Origin of the sequence: Bacillus sp. Marseille-Q3570, assembly GCF_946151055.1 — a bacterium.
Taxonomy (GTDB): domain Bacteria; phylum Bacillota; class Bacilli; order Bacillales; family Fictibacillaceae; genus Pseudalkalibacillus.
On record NZ_CAMGYZ010000001.1, the window covers coordinates 314,921 to 334,929 of the forward strand.

The window sequence follows — 20,009 nt, forward strand, 5'->3', positions numbered from 1 at the left end:
TATAGAAGAGCTGATTTAATTGGAAAAAAGCATACCATTCACTAATGTGTAATGAACCTCATATCCTGCATTGGGGGGATTTTATGGGCGCGATGCTTTCTTTGCTCGGAGAGATGGTGATGCTTTATTTGATTGCAATCGTCGGTTATGTTGCGCGCAAAACAAAAATCCTTCCTGTCTCTTCGGATTATGTCATCACACAGCTTGTCCTTTACATCACCTTGCCTGCCCTCATCTTATACTCGATGGATTTTCCGTATAACCCAAAGTATTTGCACGAGTTTGGCTTGCTGATCTGCTTATCCCTTATTGCCCTTTTCATAGCATGCGTTGTTGGAATCTTATTACGTAAAAAAGCCACCCTCCCAGATGATCAGAAGGGTGTTTATGAAGGTTTGATCGTATTCGGGAATCAAGGATTCATCGGTTATGCGATCATTTATATCCTGCTTGGAGAAATCGGGATTCTATATACTGCAGTGTTCAATTTTCTTTATATCATATTGATTTGGTCTTATGGAATTTATGTAGTCGGTCGCATGAATGCTTCATTTTCTTGGAGTTGGCTTTTTCTTAATCCAGGAGTCATTGCAACTACAGTTGGCTTCATCATGTTTTTACTGCCCAACCAATGGCCCGTGTCTTTTCATAACCTTTTTAAAACGGTTGGACTCCCAACCGTGCCACTTTCGATGATGATCATTGGAATCTTGCTAGCCAATTTGAATGTAACGGAGGTTCGGAATTACCTTTGTAACACATACTTATGGTCGGCAATCATTACAAGGCTGTTAGTCATTCCACTTTGTCTTGTGCCAATCATCTTCCTTCCTGTCAATCAAACTCTGTTACTCGTTGCTGTCCTAATCGCTGCCACACCTTCCGCACCAACGATTGCATTGTATGCCCGGAAATATGGTGGAGATCCCTACTTTGCCTCAGTAGGATCTTCCGTATCAACCGTCCTTTCCATCGTGACGATCAGTTTTCTCTATGGGCTTATTAAGTTGCTTTCATTTTTAAACTGATTGAGCCAAAACAAACCTATTAAACATAATAATCCACTCGTGAGCCAGTACAGCACATCGATTCCCACCCATCCAATGATCAGGAAACTCAATAATGGTCCCGTTGCCGATCCTAGATCCACTGCTACGGTATATGCCGTGATCACTTTGACCTTGGACGTTTTGGAAGCTACATCAGAAGCGATCGAATCATTAAGTGTAACCATCATGGTAGACATGACCTGGAATCCGATTAAAAGGAATAACAAGCAGTAAACGGAAGCACCAAATGGGATTAGCGCAAAAAACGCAGCACCACCGAAGAGAGCTAGAATCAATAATGGCTTCCTTCCCCATCTCAAATCTGAAATTTTCCCGATGTATGGTGCTATAAATGGATCCCACCCCCAGCGGATCGCTTGAATGATCCCTGCAAAGGAAGCTGCCCCGATTGTCATCCCCAGGAATAGGAATGATTCAGATAATCGGAAATCGATCATCGCACTCAACGTTGAAGCGAATATCCCAAAAATGATCAACGGAATGAGTAACCCTGAACAAAGGATAGTCAAAACCTGTGGCTTTTTGAATATTTGCTTTCCATTAGTAACTTCAATGGATTGTTTGTCTTTTTTCATAGAAGTATCCTCAGACTCGGCAGGAACTGCAGGAACGTACTTCAGTACTAGAGGAATGGTGATTAAAGCCATGAAACCGAATGTATTGGTGACGGTTTGAATACTGACTAAATCAGCAAGTATGCCCCCTGCTGCCATTCCGACTAAACCACCTAACCCCCACAGCCCATTGTATAATCCGACAAGATTTCCTCTTGTCCGGTCTGTCGAGGTATCGATTACGGTAAGATAACCTCCTAACCGTAGGAATGCCCAGGCGACACCCCACAAAGCCCTCATGAAGAATAAGAGCCAAAAGCTTTCCAGCCATCCATATGAGAAAGTTGTCAACATGGCTAAAATGACAGCCAGAAGGACACCTGTACGTTTATTCAACCGTAAATAACACCAACCGACCAACGGGTTGATCGGAAGGCGGATGAAACGATTGATTGAGAGAAGTATTCCGACTTGCCAGAGGGAAGTTAATCCGAACTCTTTCCAATAAAGCGGTAAAACGATGAACATCATTGCATCTCCCAGGACACAAACTGCCGTAATCAGAGCAATGATGATGACTGGTTTTTTATTCATGACTTTCCCCTTAACGAATCGTTTAATATTTCCAGTTTACTAGTAATTAGGGAAAAGTGAAATACAAAAAGTTCAGATCAACAAGAATGGAATGAAAGCATATAAGAGTACAAGAATACAAAATGACGCTGTACCCCATAGTCCAATCATAGCTATATAACCATTCTCCCCTCTTGTTTTTCCAAAAAGAGCTAAGAGAAGAGCAATAAGACTGACAAGTAGAATCATTTCTCTTGATAAAGCATAGCTGAATACGGCAAATAATATCAAAATACAATCTATTCCTATTAATATTATTGCTGATAAACTGAGTGGGCTTGAAATGTTCATGATGTCCTCCTCCATAAAACTACTTTATACCTTTCGTTCACCTATCTCTTTTAAATACCCAAAATCATAAAGATTTAATATAAATTTTTTTCCATTCGGAAAAATATATCGTTTTTGTAGGTTTTGTAAATTCTTTAAGCGTGCTTCATGATACACCTGGGGGAAATCAAGCAAAACAAAACTACGTAGCTATTAAGGATCCTCGACAAAATACTGCTACGTCATGTTAGAACCTTAGGAAAAAACTCATATCCGAATAAGTTTCAACCACTTTATGTTCTTAAAATAGATTAGATTTTTTTGGTAACCGATCCATCAAAAGACAAAGCACCTTCATCCAACGGAAGGTACTTTAGCAATATGAGCTAGATTTTTCTCATCGATTTTTCATACTGTTCATATTCCTTCCATGCCTTGAAACCGAAGGACTGATAAAATTCATCCAACTCGGTCCAGTCGATGATGAGGTGTCGGCAGCCGCGTTCAACCGCTATGTTGATTGCTTTTTGAACGATTGCTTTACCATATCCTTTTTTCCTGTGTGACTTTTTGATTCCTAAAGGACCGATACCGCCGACCTTCTCTTCAAACAAGTAGTGCCAATATATATTGGGACCGATGACAGGGCTATCCAAACCATTCACTCGAACAAACCCTATGATTTCTTCTCCATACTTTGCAACGATAAAATGAGAACCATCTCCACCCTTTTTAAAATACTCCCGAGCCTCGTATTCCCAACGTCCAGGAAACGACTCTTCCATGAATGACAGGAATTGCATCTTCTCGCTCGGCTCCAATTCCGACATTGTAATTTCTGTTGTATCTATCTCTTCAGCATGATCAGGAGCCACACGATAAAAGTCTTTCACCTTATTCACCTCAACATACCCACGATTTTCAAACCACAGGTGTATGTTCGAGACGGTGGAGGGAATACCAGGAAAGTAATGATGGAAATCCCTTCCGAGTATGATTTTAGTAACACCGACGGACGCCAAGGCTTGTTCTGCTTTTATCAATAATTGATTTCCGATACCGTTGTTACGGGAATCATCTTTCACAAGCAATGCCTGTATCCAACCAATATTGGACGGCAAATGATCTTCGTTGTCTTTCGTAAACTTCGTTATGATGAAGCCGATGACATTATTCCCTTCCATCACATACCAGGATCCTTCTGATAACACAAAAGGGCAATTCAGGCTGTTTTGTCGGAATAATCTTTCCGTAATTGGGAAATCACCTCCGATTTCTTCGTTCCACAGTCCACATAATTCCTCCAACGGCAATACCGTCTCATCCCATCTTACAAAGTTCATACGATCCGCTCCTTTTCAACGGTACAACAAAACATTCCCGCGTTTTTCAATAAATTCATCGAGTAAAGATTCTTGAAGATGTAACCACTCTAGGATCGGCTTCTTTTCTTGCAGGTTCAACCGAAATTGATCTGTTCCGAGAATCAAATCGATCATGTATCGGGAGTCTTTGATTTGAATCCATTCAAATGAATCAGGATGAGTAGACTTCAAGGTTTCGATCATGGCAGATGCTGTTTCAACCGGTTTAAAGAGATCACGGTCAAACACATGTATGTGAAGACCCTGGCAGGTCTCCCCCTTATATTTGGAAATCGCGGGCTGGAAGACCACTTCTCGGAAAAGGACACCTTCTAAATCATAACCATCCAATTGCTGCATCCATTTATATGGGTCGATCCATGGTGCACCCACCCATTCAAACGGTTTTGTCGTCCCTCTGCCTTCTGAGACGTTGGTTCCTTCGAAAAAGCATGTGCCAGGATAGACTTGTGCCATCTCAACAGAAGGGGCATTCGGTGATGGGGGGATCCATGTCAAACCTGTGTCCTCAAACCACATCACTCGCTTCCAATTTTTCATCGGGATGACTGTGAGATCTGTATTGAAGTTGAATTCATCATTGAAGTATTTTGCCAATTCTCCAACTGTCATTCCGTGCCTGATCGGCAGTTGATAATTGCCGATGAATGAGGCGTATTGCATGTCTAATCGATTCCCTTCGATGCGGTTTCCAGAAATCGGATTGGGACGATCACAGACGATGTACTTCTTACCGAGTTGACCTGCAAGTTTCATCGTATTAGCCAGAGTATAAATATATGTATAAAAACGAACGCCGAGATCCTGGATATCGAATACCAGCAAGTCAATCGTTTCCAGCCATTCTTCTTTAGGAGTTTTATTCTTCCCATACAAGCTATAAACAGGAAGTCCGGATCGTTCATCCGTTTGGTGATCGATATGCTCCCCCTCTTTCACCTGCCCCCGCAGACCATGTTCCGGAGAAAAGATCGCTGTGACATTCAATCCGCATGCCAGCAAAGCATCGATACTCATTTGTAAATCTGCAGTAACTGAAGTGTGGTTGATGATGAGACCGATGTTCAACCCTCTGTAATCCTCATGATTTTTCATGAGTACCATCAAGCCCGTATGCACCATTCTAGTCACCCCTCGCAAATGAATCATGCAGAGTTTTCACGAAATCCTCTGGACAAGTACCATGTAATACCTGATAACTTTCGATAACGGAACCGACAACAGGGGGAGATTTGGGCAGAATCAACTTGACACCCTCAGGAAGATCCTTTTGTAACAATGGCAATAGAATGTCACTGCTTTTAAAAACACTGCCCGTCAAGACGACATTCATTTGATCTAAACCTTTAAAATGGTTGTGAATGATATGAGAAATGCTTTTCGCGATTTCATCAGCAGCCTGTTTGACGATATCTACTGCCTCTTTATCATCTAATCGTGCTGCTGCAAAGACATCTTCACAAACAGAGGCGATCCTGCTCCTGCTTTCGCTCGTCCCATAGATAACAGGGATGAGTTCTGGTGGTGATGAGATTCTGAACCTTTTGAGGACGAACTCTGCCAGCATCGTCGGTTGTATGAATCCATCATAAGCTTCGAATACTTTCTGGAGCGCAAGCCTTCCGATGCCGAACCCGCTTCCAGTATGATCCAATAAATAGCCCCATCCACCTGATCGTACCACGTTTTTATCGGCTGTGACCCCGAATGTGATGGATCCTGTTCCGGCAATATTGACAATGCCAGGTTCACCGTCCGTACCCGAATAGAGAGCTGTTAACGCGTCATGACAGAGTTGTACAGTTGTTCCTTCTGGGAATTTCGATTTCAATAACAGCCGTAATTCATCTTTCGAGTGGCTGTTCTCTGTGCCTGCGACTCCTGCACATACACTTTTGATTTGCGAAAACTGTTCCTGATGATTTTGTTTCAGCTGTCCAAAAAGATCATCCATCGTCTTTTCGATTTCCTTCAACGTGACGGATACCGGGTTACTCGGTCCTCCATGATGACAGGCAATAAGTTCACCTCTATCGTCTACCAGCGCAACTGCAGTCTTGGATCCTCCCCCATCAATCCCCAGATAGTACATAGTCACCCTCCTGCTCCATTTCGATCGAAAAATGATAACGGTCTGCTCGGAACACCGTCTTTACCGTCTCGAATGGTTCACCACTGCTCAGATAAGTCGTCCTATTGACAATCAATACTGGACTTCCAGGTCCGATATCCAACAGGAAACCATCCCTTTCGCCAACAAGTGAAGCTTCGATTTGCTGTACCGCTCTATGAATCTCCAATTTCAATTCATTCCTGACAAAATCGTAGATAGACCCTCCTGTATCCTTCTCAGTAAGGTTGGAAAAAAGTTTGATAGGAAGATAAGCTGTCTCAATTGCAACAGGCTCTTCATTAGCAAACCTGATCCGCTCCAGCTCGATCACTTTTTTGTCGGTTTCGCATTCCAGTTTTTTGAGGATATGTTCCGGTGGATTTATAAGCGTTTTGAAAGAGATCACTTTTGTGGATGGTTCGATTCCTCGCCGTCTCATGTCTTCTGAAAAACTTGCGATCCCTTTCAGCTGATAACCGATTTTCGGTGCAGAAACAAACGTGCCTTTTCCCCTCTCCCGATACAAGACTCCTTTATTCACCAGATTGTTGATTGCCTGCCTCACTGTCATCCTGCTGATTTGAAATTTCTCTGATAGCTCACGTTCAGATGGAATAAGATCACCTGTATGATAACCTCCTTTTTTTATTTCTGTTTTCAAGTATTGTTCAACCTGGGTATATAGCGGTAAAGTGGAGTGTTTATTGATCATCGGGATCCTCCTCTCCTTTTTCGAGTGCATCTTTTGTAACGATCAATGTGACGGATGGATGTTCATTCAAGACGGTAACCGGCCAGTCCTGATCGATGGTTCCACTCAACAATGCGTGAACTGCCTCAGATTTTTCCGGACTTGAGGCTAATAAGAGAATCGATCTGCTTTTCATGATCGTTGATATCCCGACTGTAATCGCCTGAGAAGGAACTTCCTCCTTTCGATCAAAAAATCTTGCATTCGCCTTTCTCGTACTTTCCGTCAGTTCCACTACATGCGTCTTCGATTCGAACGATGTTCCTGGCTCATTGAACCCGATATGTCCATTTCTCCCGACTCCTAAGATCTGAAGGTCTACTCCGCCCACTTGTTCAATCACCTTTTCATATCTGAGACACTCTGCTTGAAGATTCGCGCTCAGGCCGTCTGGAACGAGAGCATTGTCAATAGATAGGTTGAGTGGTTCATATAGGTGTTCATAAATATAGCGCCAATAGCTTTCTTCATGATCACGAGCCAAACCGACATACTCATCTAAATTCACGGTCGTTATCTTTGATAAGTCAAGGGTTTCATTGAGGACTTTATCAACCAGGTGCTCATATGTTCTTGCCGGTGTCCCTCCGGTTGCTACTCCTAATACTAGATCCGGATTCCTTTTTATCTCATCAAATAAGATCAAAGAAGCCCTTACGCTCATCTCCCGCTCATCATTAACCGTAATCACATTCATATCATCAACCCCTCGTATAAGCAATTTCTCCGCGGCAAATCGTCATTTTCAACTCTAGATTTTCATCAAGTACAATCAGGTCGGCATCTTTCCCTATATCAATGGACCCTTTTCGATCGTAGACGCCGTACTGTTTTGCAGGATTGATTGATGACATGAAAATTATAGCCTCAATATCAGCCTTTGTGAAAGTTGATATATTTTCGAAAGCTTTCTGCATCGTCAATACGCTGCCTGCTAAAGTACCATCCTGCAGGGTCGCTTTACCGTCTTCCACATAGACCTCCTGGCCACCTAAATCATAACTGCCATTCCCTAAACACTTGGCTCTCATTGCATCCGTGATCATCAAAAGTCCCCGTTTTCCTTTAATCTCATAAGCAAGCCGAATCATTTCAGGAGCACAATGGAGTCCATCAGCAATGATTTCAGCTAAAGCTCCAGAAGTTAGAAAAGCAGCGCCAACGACACCGGGCTCTCGGTGATGCATAGAGCGCATACCGTTATAAAGATGGGTGAACTGTTTCGCCCCTGCCTCTAAAGCCCTGTGGATTTCTGCATAGGTCCCATCACTATGGCCGATCGACGCCACAATCCCCAGACTGGTGATTTCCTTGATAAAATCAAGTGCACCCTCAATCTCTGGCGCAATCGTTACCACTTTAATGTTGCTGCCTGATAATCTGTTCCAATGGTTGAAGGCATCCACGTCCGGTGTCTGGATATATTTTGGATTTTGGGCACCTCTCTTTTTTTCAGAAATGAATGGACCCTCCAGGTGAATGCCGATAACATCCGATTTCCCTCTTTCGTTATGCGTTGTCATGTACTCAAAGACCGAAGTAAGGGCTTGTTCGATTTCATGACCTGGGGCAGTCATCGTCGTAGGCAAAAAACTTGTCGTCCCTTCAGCCACAAGAGCTTTTGCCATTTCATCGATCGATTCAACCGTTCCATCCATGACATCATGTCCGTTTGCACCATGAATATGGCCATCGATCCGGCCAGGTAAAACGAGGTCACCATCTTCCAGTTCGATATCAGAAGACCCTATCGTTTGATCGCTTAAAGCTTTGATTTTACCGTTTTCAATATGTATAGTCGCTGACTGGAAACTTTGCTCACCAATAAAGACTTTGCCTCCAGTAATCGTCTGAATCGTCATACACTTCACCTCTATTATCCAGTATATAAAAATGCTGGTACAGTTGTCTATACCAGCATAGGAGAAAGCCGGGTTTTAGCGAAGGCTGAGCCTAAAAAAAGCCTGCCGAGCTTATACTCAGCAGACCTCTCTTATTTTCCCCTATATACTTAATCAAAATTCCGCAGCCCAGGAACTTTCATGAAGATGATAACGGCGAAGATGACAATCAATAACGCACCAGTCAGCATAATCGATGTTATGTCAGCTCCGATTGAAAGAACACCTGAAGTAATCGCAAACGATACCGGTACGAGTCCGAGGGAAGCCATGGATAACAAGCTCATCACACGCCCCATCATTTCTTCTTTCACTGCGGATTGAATAGCAGCAATGATCGGGATATTGATAACTGAGAAGGTACTGCCTAACAGTGCGATTAGAATCAAGCTTTGCCACAAAGCTTCTGTGAAGCTGAAAAGTGCGAAGAACAATCCTGATCCCATTACCGCGAATATGACGACAAGACCTCTGTTCTTCCGGACATTCAAAATCCCGACGATAATTGAGCCTACAAGCATTCCGCCTGCAAAAGTTCCTTCAAGATAACTGAAGTCCAGCGAATTCCCGCCTATCACATTTTTAACGAAAAGCGGCAACCCCATCTGCAATGGTCCGACCATGAATAGATTGATAAAGACAGCAAACAACAAAAGGGAACTTAAGAATGCTGATTGTTTTACATAAGTGACTCCTTCTTTGATGGAAGTGAGCAGGTTTGATGGTGACTGATTTTCCGAAGTACCTTCCTTCTTTTTGACTCGGATCAGGAGTATCGAGATACTTGCGATGATGAGTAAAACAGCAGTGAGAGAAAAGGCGAGTACGTAGGTACCTAATGCGATGATCGCACCGGCAAGCATCGGGCCGACTATGAAAGAAGACTGGCTTGTCATTTGGATGACTGAATTCGCTCTAGTCAATTGTTGCTTATCAATCAACGAAGGTAACAGTCCTCCGTTAGCTGGCCAAAAGAACGCATCCAATATCCCGAAAACAAGGGCAAACGAAACGAACGACCAGATTGATACCTCCCCAAACAGAAGCCATACGACGAGCGCTATTGCCACAAAGGCCCGAAGAATATCTGATAAAAACATGATGACATTTTTGCTGAAACGATCAGCTACTGCACCACCTAATACCATAAAGAGTACACGCGGAACACTCGACGCAATATACACCAAACCTAGAGAAGCTTGCAGGTTCATCACTTCAACAACATACCATGCTTGGGAGAACATGAAGATCGCCAGTCCGAAACTAGAGCAAAGCCCGGCAATCCATAACAATAAAAAATTTCGATTTTTCCATATCGCAGGGGAGGTTTCCCCTTGTTGTGGCCGTGTTTCAACAACCGCTTCCATACTATCGCCTCCAACTTATAACCTCACTACCATTTTCTTCTAACCCTCTACTCTTTCACACTGTCTCAAGGCGGTTTTTGATCTCCGTCTCAAGTCTGAGTTTTACTTTTTCAGATATTGATACACCATCTGTTCATACAACCGCATCATGCTCTTAAGTTCTGAATCGTCCTTATGGAAGAGTAATTGCACTAAGATCCCATCCCATATAGACCAGAAGAGTTTCGAAAAATCATCTACCTGGATGGTTTCTTTGAATTCCCCTTTTTCGATCCCCTCCTCCACGATTTCCTTGATCAAAGAGGTGAACATTTCTACCCTTTCGGTAAACAGCGCTTCCTTATCGTTTCTTGATATATATATCCAAAACTCGAACTGGACCGAAATCTTATTGAAATCTTCATTACCGACTGAACCACTGATCAAGTGTTGAAAGATGTATTTAAGTTTGGCAGAGGCGTTATCTTGTTTTGCCAGTTGTTTTTTGATTTCGAGAAATTGTTCAGCACTTTTTTCATTCAAACTATAGAAAATTTCCTCCTTGCTTGAAAAGTATAAGTAGATCGATCCTTTACTCGTTCCAGATGCCTTTGCGATGTCATCCACCGTTGTCTCACTGAATCCTTTGTCTGCAAAACATTGAGCTGCGGCATCTAAAATGACTGCTATTTTCTCTTCCTTATACTTTTTCGATACTTTTGGCATTGCTTTCGATCGGCTCCTTTATGACTTTTTCCATACATACCTGACTGATCATCGTCGAGAACCCTCTGTTCATTACGGTTTCATATTGAGGTTTCGCTTCCCTAGAGAGATTGATGATGAGACGTTTACAGGATTGTTTCGGCTCCAAAACCTTATGCAGCAAAGCGTCGATCAGATTGTACGGATTATTGAAATCTGCGTCTACACCTAGTTGATGAAGGACGATGACAGCTGCGTTTCCATCTGGTTTGAAACTCCGTCGATATAGTGCATATCCTACCTGCTTACCTTCCTGTGAAGCAACCACTGCTTCACCATTCGCTGCACTTTGCCACTGTGTCTGCCATGGACTCTCTTTTTGATAAAAACTCAACTTACTGACTTGTTCAGGTGTCGTATGTTCAAAATCATATTCAGGCGATATTTCAAAGTCTTCAAAGTGTGGTTGCAATGGACCATCTTGTTGTAAAAAGTCCACCCTGTCCGTGATTTCATATCCAAGTGATTCATAAAGTTTGATTGCAGCAGAGTTTTCGTTAATCGCTTCAAGTGTCGCAGTATCGACTGCTTTCCGTTTGTAAATTTCTATAGTTGATTCCATCATTTTTTTTCCGATACCCGTTCTTCTGAATTCCGGAGCTACCCCCGTCCCCCCGTTATAACTGATTGTTTTGCCATCAACAATCCTGAATCCGTTCAACACGATCCCAGCAGGCACTCCATCCACGTATGCCACAATCGAGTCTTCAGCAGAGAGGCCTTCATGGACCATGCGCTGTATGAAACGATCGACCGTCATTGTCATTTCTGTAAAATACCCTTTGAATCCTGAATTCCAAGCCTCAACTACATCCGTCAGCGGGCAAGATGATACTCGCTTGATTTCTATCATGAATTTCTCCTCCTTTTACATAAAACTGACTGGTTAGTTTTTTATATTCCCATTATGAACCAATTGTGACGAAAAATCAAGAAAAAACTGGAAATTACCTATTCTAGAATTTCATATGAAGAAATGTGGGAAGGATTGATGTAAAGTGAAGAGTGGATCTCGATCATCTCATCGCGAACAGTATCATCATCAGTCATGACGATTGACTGGAAATCGGACTTATCCATTTGAAGGACATATTCTTTACCGCTATTCATCACAACTTTAATTCTCATCCTCTATTCCCCCTCTATTAACCTTGTATAACTATATTCGTAGCCGAGCAATTCATTTCCTTCCAAATGAAAGGGCCGCAAAAAAATAATGTTGACGGAAGAGGTACCCTATTCTAAGGTGGATAAAGGACGGTGACATGAACGATGGAGAAAAAACTGCTGAGAAAAATGATAGACAGATGTGTAGTTGATTATTTCGGAGATTTGGAACTATCTCCCCTTACAGAGGATGAATATGATGAATTGATCGAGCAAGTAACTATCGATTTACACACCCAACAGGCAGAAGAAGTTTTTGCAATTGTGCATGATAAGGTTTATTCTTACCTTTCATCAGGACAGTAGCATTGTGAGAAAAATTAGCTGCTAACCGAGATCGGTACAAACTCCGGAAACAGTGCACATTTCAAAAATATCGGTACTAGCTCCGGATTTTTCGGTGCACATTCCAAAAATATCGGTGCAAACTCAAACTATTTCGGTGATTTCTAAAAGGGCAAACTTGGCAAAGCCAAGCCTTTGACAGGCTGAGACTTAGTTGCGCTTATACTAAAGAGCATGGGACAAATGAACATAGTTCAATAGAAGACCCGAACATTCGTCCGGGTTTTCTTCAGTGGCAAATAAATGAAGGTTCCGCTTCGGCAACATCCTTCGCTTTCCGCAGACACGGCCTCAGCCTCTTCAGAAAGCACAGACCGCTTTTTTGCGGGATCTTCGACTCGTGCTGTTCCCGCAGGAGTCTACGGATGTTACCTACACTTTTCGTCTTTCATTTTATCCATTATATTTTATTGTTCGTCTTTTCTGTTGGCAGTTATCGTTTTGTCCCAGCCTCTTTAAGTGTCATAAAAAACTGCTCCCGACCCCACATCAGGAACAGTCTACTCTTATTTCTGACGGAATGCTCTTTTCCCCAGTTTCTCCACAATTACCGGCATGAGCTGGTACAGCTTGCTGCCTGCTTCCATCCATCCCGGAAGATTGATTTCGCGGACGGGTTTGTCGATCGCAGCGACAACCCTTGTTGCCACTTTACCAGGCTTGAGCATCCATTTAGCGATGTTCTTCTCATATTGACCCGATTTGTCTGCAATAGTGAAAAAGTTCGTTTGTATTGGACCTGGATTCACAGTCGTAACATGGATGCCATAATCCTTCACTTCCATACGTAAACTGTTCGTAAAACCGAGAACAGCATGTTTCGTTGCTGCGTATACACTGCCCTTCACAGTTGCCAGCTTTGCAGCCTGGGAAGCGACGTTGATGATATGCCCGCTCTTTTGCTCGATCATTCCGGGTAAGACAGCTTTCGTGCAGGCCATCATGCCTAAGACATTCGTATTGAACATCCCTTCGATATCTTCCATTTTCGCATCTTCAAAATAATCAAAAACCCCGAAACCTGCATTATTTATAAGAACATCAATCGCTCCAATCTCTTGCTGTACCTGATTGAAAACAGCTTCGATGTTCTTTTTGTCTTGAATATCCAGTTGAAAACTATACGCAGTCGTTTTATAATCGTTCTTAATTTCATTGCGAAGGTGTTCGAGTTTTTCGAAGGATCGAGCCATCAACACAGGAGTCCAACCTTTCGAGGCAACCTTTCTCGCCATTTCTGCTCCGATTCCGCTCGAAGCACCTGTGATGACGACGGTTTTAGTATCGTTCACCTACATTGCCCCCTTCGCTTGAAAATAAAGGACACCATTTTGTTCTGTAATCTGGATCTGATCATTACTGCTCAATAAATCAAGATGTCCAAGTGTTTCGGACATCGTCAATCCTAGTTCCTTTAGAAAGATTGTCGGAAACAGGTTTTGACAGATTTCGAAGCCTGTTTTCGGTTTATCGATGATCATCTTCCTGATATCAACTGCACGCTCTTCCTGTTTCACTAGACGTTTTCTGATCAGATCCTTGGGATTTACAACTGGTTTTCCGTGACCTGCATACACGATCTTCACATTCAAGTCTAGTAGTTTTCTAAGTGAGTCACGGTATTGAAGCAACGTTTTCGGCCGTTCCTGAACACCGATTGGCGGCGGCTCGATCAAGGCATTGGATGAAATGTGTTGAATGAGGTGATCACCACCGATCATGACACCATCCTCCTCTCTAAAAAGGGAAAGATGTCCCTGAGCATGTCCTGGTGTCTCGATAACGATCCATCCCTGTAAGCCATCAATTCGATCGCCTTCTTTTACAATTTTATGAATATTGATGGAGCAAGAATAATCCAAATATCCGCGGATCCGTTGCATCGCTTTTTCATGGAATTTTTCAATACCCATTTCTCGATAGACTCTCAAGTAAAAATCATCATGGTGTTCAAGAAATAGCGGATCTCTTTGGAGCCAGGGCTCATTGTAAGCTAATCCTATGAACCTCGTTCCGTTGTCTTTCAAGTAATCCGAGAGACCTACATGATCAGGATGATGATGTGTGAGTACTACCTGGTCGATATCAGTTACATTGAATCCTAGTTTATTGATTTGGGTAAGAAATGCTTCCCACGCTTCCTTCGTTTTCGGTCCCGTATCGACCAGTGTCAGTTTTTCATCATTTATAAGATATACATTAACATCACCGACTGCAAAGGGAGTAGGTAACGTAATGCAGTGAATATCAGTTGTATGGTCCAAAACAAAAACGCCTCCGTATTGTTGAACTGAATCAAGCAGTATTGAAATTGAAATACTATATGATACTTGATCGTACTCTGAAAAGGTAGAGTGCTTTCATTTTAGCAGAAGGGAGAATCATTTAAAATGACAACAATCAATCGAATCACCTTCGTCGGCGCAGGGTCGATGGCGGAATCAATCATAAAAGGTCTGGTTTCAAGAAAAATGATTCCCTCTCCGAACATCATGGTCACCAACCGTACAGATGAGGAGCGGTTGGAGTACCTTGAAGATAAATACGGGATCCATATCTCCCACGATGATGAACGTATTTTGACGGAAACGGATCTGATCATCCTCGCTATGAAACCGAAAGATGCTCAATCAGGTCTTGAACGAATCCGTCCTTATGTGAAAGACTCCCATATCATCACTTCTGTCATGGCCGGCATCACCACAGAATTCATTGAGAGCGTCCTCGGATCTGATTGCCCAGTCATCCGGACGATGCCGAACACCTCAGCCGAGATCGGCCACTCTACGACAACATTATGTATCGGAAAAAATACAACCCTTGAGCAGTGCCTGATCGTGGAACAGCTGTTCAAAGCAATCGGTTCTGTAACCGTGGTCCAAGAGCAATATATGGATGCAACTACAGCCCTTGCTGGCAGCGGACCAGCTTATCTTTACTATATAGCAGAAGCCATGAAACAAGCAGCCATGAATCTTGAGTTGGATGATGATAAAGCCAGGGAATTGATTGCTGAGACAATGATCGGTGCAGGACAAATGATGAAAGCATCCAGCACCGACTTGAATCAGCTTCGAATAAATATTACAAGCCCAGGCGGTACAACCGAAGCAGGATTGAATGCTTTAATGGAGAGGCATGTTGAGGATGCCTTTAAACAATGCATCCTTGATGCCGCAAAACGCTCCAAAGAACTGCAGCAGCACTTTTCGATCTGTAAGAAAAATACAGCTAACCGTTAAAGAAAACTTAGCAAAGCCAAGCCTTAGGCGTAGGCTGAAGAAAGTATATTTATACTTTCTTCAAGTGTGAGAAAAAGAGCTTTTTGAGCTCTTTTTCTATTTCAACAGTTTATGGATCGCTGTGCCGAGCATATCGTGGAAAGCTCCGAACGAATAGTCGATATTCAAACGTTCCGTCCATCGATGAGGATCTCGTCCTAATGGTCCCAGGTTCATGACTGGAATCTTAAGCTGCTGTAGTTCATCCAGCGGAAAGTGATAACCATTCTGATACAGCGGCATATTTCTGAATAACGGGATAAGTCCTTCTACTGGCTGTGTCAGGCTTGTAAAACTTAAATCAGATAACCCTGCAAAATAATGCTGATTTTTCAGCACGACATTGTGCTGGTTCTTTGCATATTCGATCATCTCTCCTACCACTTGTTTGATAAAAGGATTCTCACGTGAAGAGACTGCTGGATAGAACGGAGGACTATAGAACAACACGATCATCGGCCCTTCTTCCTTACAAAGTGATGCCAGGTCGAACACGATACGGGTAGAAAGGTCACGGTCCCCTATTAACCTGTAACTACCTGCAATATAGGCCTGCCGTCTGACGATCTCCGCTTCCCCGTATTGTTCAATCGCTTTTTCCAGCAGCTCCTGATACGTAAAGACCGAAATTTTACTATCAATCGGATCGAACGATTCCCACTGATTGAAGGAAATGGCTCTCTCATTCAACTGGTTCTCAATTCTTCTGGCGACCTTACCCGCGATCGCCAACAAATCCTTATTGATATCATTGATGGAGCGTTCCATCGTCATCATATTGAAAAGTGTCACCGCAACATGGGGAATCTGTACAGAATACTCCTCTTTCAAATCCTTTTGCATCAAATTGGTTGGTGGCGGTGTAACTTCCCCATCAATCACTTCACAAAAACCGGTGTTCAGTTCCAGCTCCCTTGTCAATTCGGATACCATGTAATTTGCGTTGATTCCGGAAAAAGGTTCTCCGACATGTGTCTCCATTCCGTAACACAAGAAACCTGGCAATAGCTTTCCAATCGAACCTGTATACACGTATTGGTTCGTATCCCCTGGATAACGGGTGAAAATCGGCTCAGAATTCAAACAGGCTTTATAGTGTAGTCCGTGTGTTTGGGACATCTCAAGAAGGACTTCTACCGCTTCCATCATACCTGTCGAGTTCGCTTCCTCATCAGGGACTGTCAACAGTAAAATGTTCCCATCGAATTCACCTAGGCTGGCTTTTTCCATCATCGACATTTGGAGCGCTAAACCTGCCTTCATATCCATCGATCCTCTTCCGAACAGCCATTCACCGTTTTTCAAGTCATCCTGTACAGCTTCTGGAAGGTCATTTTTGATTGCCATATATTCGGCTGTCAGTTCTTTCGGACGGAAAGCAAGGTTTTTGAACTCCCCGTAATCTTCAACATCGACTACATCGAAATGACTGATGAGAATCACCGTCTCTGAACTGTTCCCATTTCTTATCAAACCTGTGACGAATTTACGGCCATCACTAGTAGGATGAATCTGTAAGTCCAATGGATGATCCTTGAAATATTGGAGATCATTGAGTTTCATATGGATGAATTCACTGATCGCAATTTCCGCATCGGACCCAGTGATACTTGGAAACTCAACTAAATGACAAAGCAATTCCTTCAAACTTTCTTTATCCTGCCATTTCTTCATAGATGCTCACTCCCATACACTACGTAAAGTATTTGTCGAATTTGGTATTCTTATAGAAGAAGATTTCGGTGTTTGTGTCCGAAACCCTTTTACACATTAAAAAACTTCAGGATATTCTCCAACAGGAAGCAAAATATGAATGAATCGTATATACTATATAGAAAACCTATCAGAGAAAAGCATTTGCATGGTAATTCTTTCGTAGAAGGCACGAAATACTCTTAACAAATAACGCTATGTTAAACTATACATCAACCAAAATTGAAGTCGTCGATAAGGAGCGATCTCTTTTGACATATATATTTGCACATCGAGGAGCAAGTAAATACGCCCCTGAAAACACGATGTCCGCTTTTAAAAAAGCCTTAGAAATGAAAGCAGATGGTATCGAACTTGATGTACAGCTAACGAAAGATAAAATACCTGTCATCATTCATGATGAAACAGTTAAACGTACGACAGATGGCAAAGGATTCGTCAGCGAATTCACATATGATCAATTGCAGAAACTTGATGCAGGAAAATGGTTTTCGAAACAATTTAGTTCCGAACGTATCCCGACATTGGAAGAGTTCCTCATCTGGATGAAACAGACAAACCTGTTATTGAACATTGAACTGAAAAATACGATCATGCCCTATTATGGTATGGAGAGAATCGTTTATGATCTAGTGGATCGACACAAGTTGAAAGATCGTATCATATATTCCTCGTTCAATCATTATAGTTTACAGGAATTGAAACAACTCGATTCAACTGTGGAGATTGCACCACTCTACTCATCAGGTCTTTATGAACCTTGGAATTATGTGAAGAGTCTATCCACGGATTGCGTGCATCCACATTGGCGGACCTTACATCCTGCGATTCTGAATGGGTTCAGGGATCATGATATAAAAGTCAGAGTCTACACTGTAAACGACCCTAAAAAAATGAAATGGCTATGTGATCAAAAAGTGGAAGCGATCATTACAGATGTGCCAGATACCGCCAGGGCAGTTTTAGATGGTTCATTGCTCGTTAAACCTACTGTGATCGGCAATGTTTTCCATAAAATCAATCCCAAAAGTTACTTTTGAAGCGAATGACCCATCATCGAAACGAACACGATGCATGGGTTATTTTTACGTTTGTTTTTCAAAGCAAATTCCAAAAGGTATATTGGATAATTATGATAAACTATTTCATAAAGAAAACTTGGCAAAGCCAAGGCTTTAGCGCAGGCGAGTCCTAGTTGCGTGTAAAAGAGAAAGACGGGAGATGTGTAGTATGAGTATGAAACTGTTTGAACCGATTACTTTTCAAAATATGACGTTGAAAAACCGGATCGTCATGTCACCAATGTGTATGTATTCATGTTTTGCACAGGATGGAGAAGTGACCAATTGGCATAAGACACATTATGTAAGCCGTGCGGTCGGACAAGTCGGCTTGATCATTGTCGAAGCTTCTGCTGTTCATCCACAAGGACGGATTTCCATGGAGGATCTCGGAATCTGGAACGATGAACAAGTCGAAGGATTATCAATGCTGGCCGATCTAGTGCATGAACAGGATTCTAAAATCGGAATCCAACTTGCTCATGCCGGCCGGAAAGCGATCGTCGATGGCCCGATCTACTCTTCATCACCAGTTCCTTTTAAAAAGGATATGGAAGTCCCCATCGAAATGACAGTGGAACAAATAAAGCAGACAGTTGAAGATTTCCGTCAAGCTGCGAGACGGAGCCGCCAAGCTGGATTTGATGTCATTGAAATTCACGGGGCACATGGTTACTTGATCAATCAATTCCTATCCCCATTGATCAATCAACGAACAGATCAATACGGAGGAACGAAAGAAAAAAGATTCCGCATCCTTCGAGAGATCATCACTGCTGTGAAATCAGAATGGGTCGGTCCGATCTTCGTACGGATCTCATCCAATGATTACAATCCATCTGGCTATACTGTGGAGGATTACATAGACTATGCCCTGTGGATGAAAGACCTTGGTGTCGATCTCATCGATTGCAGTTCTGGAGGTGTCGTTCCTGCTAAAATCAACCCTTATCCAGGTTATCAAGTGCAATATGCTGAAAAGCTTCGAAAAGCAGCTTCTATTGCCACAGGTGCTGTCGGCATGATCACCTCTCCACTACATGCTGAAGAAATACTTCAGAACGGACGTGCCGATTTGGTTTTTCTAGCCCGTGAATTGTTACGAGATCCGTACTGGCCAAGAAGAGCTGCCCAAGAGCTCAACGCGGAACTGCAACCACCGAAACAATATGAACGAGGATGGTAATTCTGTCCGGTATTGCCAATATAAAAGACAAAACCAAGCCTTTAATGAAAACTGTGCCTTTTGTAGAGAGTAAGGAAATTTTCACGGGTTAAATTAGAGGCATCAGCAACCTTATTAGCACCAAATCCCCTATCTTTAGAAAATTAGAGGACACCGGGGACCTTATTTACCTGAAACTAGTAAAAATCAGGAGCGTTTCTCCCAAATAGCGGACAGTTGTCCTCTATTATTAAAAAAAGGTCCTGCACACTGTTAAAGTGGAAAAAAACAGAGTCCTTCATTAATTTTAAGAGAGCTTGGAATCTAAACTCTCTTTTTTTGTGGATTTTACTTTTCTTTCGATAAGGATCTTTTGCATTTTATACATTTAATACCAACTGCCCGTAATGTTGTGAATTTTCAATCATTTAAAAGGATAATCATTATGACAGCGTTTTAACATACAATGTTACCGTTTACACAAGGATT

Annotated in this window: 20 protein-coding genes; 5 read left to right on the plus strand and 15 right to left on the minus strand. The window is 42.5% G+C overall.

Annotated elements, in window-relative coordinates; genetic code table 11:
* The first annotated feature begins 83 nt into the window (after positions 1–83).
* Positions 84–1,028, plus strand: coding sequence for an AEC family transporter (locus N8M93_RS01620; protein ID WP_261129306.1), 945 nt, complete (start codon positions 84–86; stop codon positions 1,026–1,028).
* Here the strand turns inward: N8M93_RS01620 and N8M93_RS01625 are convergent.
* The 12 genes from N8M93_RS01625 to N8M93_RS01680 all read right to left on the minus strand — a co-directional run bounded on the left by N8M93_RS01625 (position 992) and on the right by N8M93_RS01680 (position 11,916).
* A complete protein-coding gene (locus N8M93_RS01625) occupies positions 992–2,218 on the minus strand; it encodes an MFS transporter (RefSeq protein WP_261129307.1) in 1,227 nt (408 codons plus the stop codon). The two genes, N8M93_RS01620 and N8M93_RS01625, sit on opposite strands and share 37 nt — an antisense overlap.
* Positions 2,219–2,290: 72 nt before the next feature.
* A complete protein-coding gene (locus N8M93_RS01630) occupies positions 2,291–2,548 on the minus strand; it encodes a hypothetical protein (protein ID WP_261129308.1) in 258 nt (85 codons plus the stop codon).
* A 365-nt stretch (positions 2,549–2,913) separates the two neighbouring features.
* Complete coding sequence (locus N8M93_RS01635) at positions 2,914–3,870, minus strand: GNAT family N-acetyltransferase (RefSeq protein WP_261129309.1); 957 nt, start codon at positions 3,868–3,870, stop codon at positions 2,914–2,916.
* A 15-nt stretch (positions 3,871–3,885) separates the two neighbouring features.
* The gene (locus N8M93_RS01640; protein ID WP_261129310.1) at positions 3,886–5,034 is read right to left on the minus strand and encodes a DUF1343 domain-containing protein; all 1,149 of its coding nucleotides are present in this window, start codon (positions 5,032–5,034) and stop codon (positions 3,886–3,888) included.
* A 1-nt stretch (position 5,035) separates the two neighbouring features.
* Positions 5,036–6,004 carry an N-acetylglucosamine kinase gene (locus tag N8M93_RS01645; RefSeq protein ID WP_261129311.1) on the minus strand — a complete coding sequence of 323 codons (969 nt, stop codon included), beginning with the start codon at positions 6,002–6,004 and terminating at the stop codon, positions 5,036–5,038.
* Positions 5,985–6,737, minus strand: a complete 753-nt coding sequence (locus tag N8M93_RS01650; RefSeq protein WP_261129313.1) for a GntR family transcriptional regulator — start codon at positions 6,735–6,737, stop codon at positions 5,985–5,987. The genes N8M93_RS01645 and N8M93_RS01650 overlap by 20 nt, the downstream gene beginning before the upstream one ends.
* Positions 6,727–7,473, minus strand: coding sequence for a glucosamine-6-phosphate deaminase (nagB, locus tag N8M93_RS01655; RefSeq protein ID WP_261129314.1), 747 nt, complete (start codon positions 7,471–7,473; stop codon positions 6,727–6,729). The genes N8M93_RS01650 and nagB overlap by 11 nt, the downstream gene beginning before the upstream one ends.
* Before the next feature lie 4 nt (positions 7,474–7,477).
* Complete coding sequence (gene nagA, locus N8M93_RS01660; protein WP_261129315.1) at positions 7,478–8,638, minus strand: N-acetylglucosamine-6-phosphate deacetylase; 1,161 nt, start codon at positions 8,636–8,638, stop codon at positions 7,478–7,480.
* Between the two features lie 149 nt (positions 8,639–8,787).
* On the minus strand, positions 8,788–10,044 hold the full coding sequence (locus N8M93_RS01665) for an MFS transporter (protein WP_261129316.1): 1,257 nt from the start codon (positions 10,042–10,044) through the stop codon (positions 8,788–8,790).
* A 102-nt stretch (positions 10,045–10,146) separates the two neighbouring features.
* Positions 10,147–10,749 (minus strand): TetR/AcrR family transcriptional regulator, encoded by a 603-nt coding sequence (locus N8M93_RS01670; protein ID WP_261129317.1) that lies wholly within the window; start codon positions 10,747–10,749, stop codon positions 10,147–10,149.
* Positions 10,724–11,641, minus strand: coding sequence for a GNAT family N-acetyltransferase (locus N8M93_RS01675; RefSeq protein ID WP_261129318.1), 918 nt, complete (start codon positions 11,639–11,641; stop codon positions 10,724–10,726). Before N8M93_RS01675 ends, N8M93_RS01670 begins: the two co-directional genes overlap by 26 nt.
* A 98-nt stretch (positions 11,642–11,739) precedes the next feature.
* Entirely contained in the window at positions 11,740–11,916 is a 177-nt protein-coding gene (locus N8M93_RS01680; RefSeq protein ID WP_261129319.1) for a hypothetical protein, read from the minus strand.
* Between the two features lie 144 nt (positions 11,917–12,060).
* Between N8M93_RS01680 and N8M93_RS01685 the strand changes: the two genes are divergently transcribed.
* Positions 12,061–12,261 (plus strand): YqzH family protein, encoded by a 201-nt coding sequence (locus N8M93_RS01685; RefSeq protein ID WP_261129320.1) that lies wholly within the window; start codon positions 12,061–12,063, stop codon positions 12,259–12,261.
* A gap of 545 nt (positions 12,262–12,806) precedes the next feature.
* Here the strand turns inward: N8M93_RS01685 and N8M93_RS01690 are convergent.
* Both N8M93_RS01690 and N8M93_RS01695 read right to left on the minus strand, forming a co-directional pair.
* Entirely contained in the window at positions 12,807–13,592 is a 786-nt protein-coding gene (locus N8M93_RS01690; RefSeq protein ID WP_261129321.1) for an SDR family oxidoreductase, read from the minus strand.
* Complete coding sequence (locus N8M93_RS01695; RefSeq protein WP_261129322.1) at positions 13,593–14,564, minus strand: MBL fold metallo-hydrolase; 972 nt, start codon at positions 14,562–14,564, stop codon at positions 13,593–13,595.
* A 126-nt stretch (positions 14,565–14,690) separates the two neighbouring features.
* On the opposite strand from N8M93_RS01695, the gene proC reads away from it, so the two are divergent.
* Entirely contained in the window at positions 14,691–15,542 is an 852-nt protein-coding gene (gene proC, locus N8M93_RS01700) for a pyrroline-5-carboxylate reductase (protein WP_261129324.1), read from the plus strand.
* 96 nt (positions 15,543–15,638) lie between these two features.
* Here proC and N8M93_RS01705 read toward each other — a convergent pair whose 3' ends face one another.
* Positions 15,639–17,255 carry a M20/M25/M40 family metallo-hydrolase gene (locus tag N8M93_RS01705; RefSeq protein WP_261129325.1) on the minus strand — a complete coding sequence of 539 codons (1,617 nt, stop codon included), beginning with the start codon at positions 17,253–17,255 and terminating at the stop codon, positions 15,639–15,641.
* 290 nt (positions 17,256–17,545) lie between these two features.
* Here N8M93_RS01705 and N8M93_RS01710 point away from each other — a divergent pair, with 290 nt between their 5' ends.
* Together N8M93_RS01710 and namA are read left to right on the plus strand one after the other, a co-directional pair.
* Complete coding sequence (locus tag N8M93_RS01710) at positions 17,546–18,334, plus strand: glycerophosphodiester phosphodiesterase (protein WP_261129326.1); 789 nt, start codon at positions 17,546–17,548, stop codon at positions 18,332–18,334.
* A 190-nt stretch (positions 18,335–18,524) separates the two neighbouring features.
* The gene (gene namA, locus N8M93_RS01715) at positions 18,525–19,541 is read left to right on the plus strand and encodes an NADPH dehydrogenase NamA (RefSeq protein ID WP_261129328.1); all 1,017 of its coding nucleotides are present in this window, start codon (positions 18,525–18,527) and stop codon (positions 19,539–19,541) included.
* The last annotated feature ends 468 nt before the right edge of the window (positions 19,542–20,009 follow it).

Excerpts from the sequence above, each read along its gene's own strand:
- N8M93_RS01635 (WP_261129309.1), bottom strand. The coding sequence starts at position 3,870 with ATGAACTTTGTAAGATGGGATGAGACGGTATTGCCGTTGGAGGAATTA.
- N8M93_RS01620 (WP_261129306.1), top strand. The coding sequence starts at position 84 with ATGGGCGCGATGCTTTCTTTGCTCGGAGAGATGGTGATGCTTTATTTG.
- N8M93_RS01670 (WP_261129317.1), bottom strand. The coding sequence starts at position 10,749 with ATGCCAAAAGTATCGAAAAAGTATAAGGAAGAGAAAATAGCAGTCATT.
- N8M93_RS01675 (WP_261129318.1), bottom strand. The coding sequence starts at position 11,641 with ATGATAGAAATCAAGCGAGTATCATCTTGCCCGCTGACGGATGTAGTT.
- N8M93_RS01650 (WP_261129313.1), bottom strand. The coding sequence starts at position 6,737 with ATGATCAATAAACACTCCACTTTACCGCTATATACCCAGGTTGAACAA.
- N8M93_RS01645 (WP_261129311.1), bottom strand. The coding sequence starts at position 6,004 with ATGTACTATCTGGGGATTGATGGGGGAGGATCCAAGACTGCAGTTGCG.
- proC (WP_261129324.1), top strand. The coding sequence starts at position 14,691 with ATGACAACAATCAATCGAATCACCTTCGTCGGCGCAGGGTCGATGGCG.
- N8M93_RS01640 (WP_261129310.1), bottom strand. The coding sequence starts at position 5,034 with ATGGTGCATACGGGCTTGATGGTACTCATGAAAAATCATGAGGATTAC.
- nagB (WP_261129314.1), bottom strand. The coding sequence starts at position 7,473 with ATGAATGTGATTACGGTTAATGATGAGCGGGAGATGAGCGTAAGGGCT.
- N8M93_RS01665 (WP_261129316.1), bottom strand. The coding sequence starts at position 10,044 with ATGGAAGCGGTTGTTGAAACACGGCCACAACAAGGGGAAACCTCCCCT.
- nagA (WP_261129315.1), bottom strand. The coding sequence starts at position 8,638 with ATGACGATTCAGACGATTACTGGAGGCAAAGTCTTTATTGGTGAGCAA.
- N8M93_RS01630 (WP_261129308.1), bottom strand. The coding sequence starts at position 2,548 with ATGAACATTTCAAGCCCACTCAGTTTATCAGCAATAATATTAATAGGA.
- namA (WP_261129328.1), top strand. The coding sequence starts at position 18,525 with ATGAGTATGAAACTGTTTGAACCGATTACTTTTCAAAATATGACGTTG.
- N8M93_RS01625 (WP_261129307.1), bottom strand. The coding sequence starts at position 2,218 with ATGAATAAAAAACCAGTCATCATCATTGCTCTGATTACGGCAGTTTGT.
- N8M93_RS01705 (WP_261129325.1), bottom strand. The coding sequence starts at position 17,255 with ATGAAGAAATGGCAGGATAAAGAAAGTTTGAAGGAATTGCTTTGTCAT.
- N8M93_RS01685 (WP_261129320.1), top strand. The coding sequence starts at position 12,061 with ATGGAGAAAAAACTGCTGAGAAAAATGATAGACAGATGTGTAGTTGAT.
- N8M93_RS01680 (WP_261129319.1), bottom strand. The coding sequence starts at position 11,916 with ATGAGAATTAAAGTTGTGATGAATAGCGGTAAAGAATATGTCCTTCAA.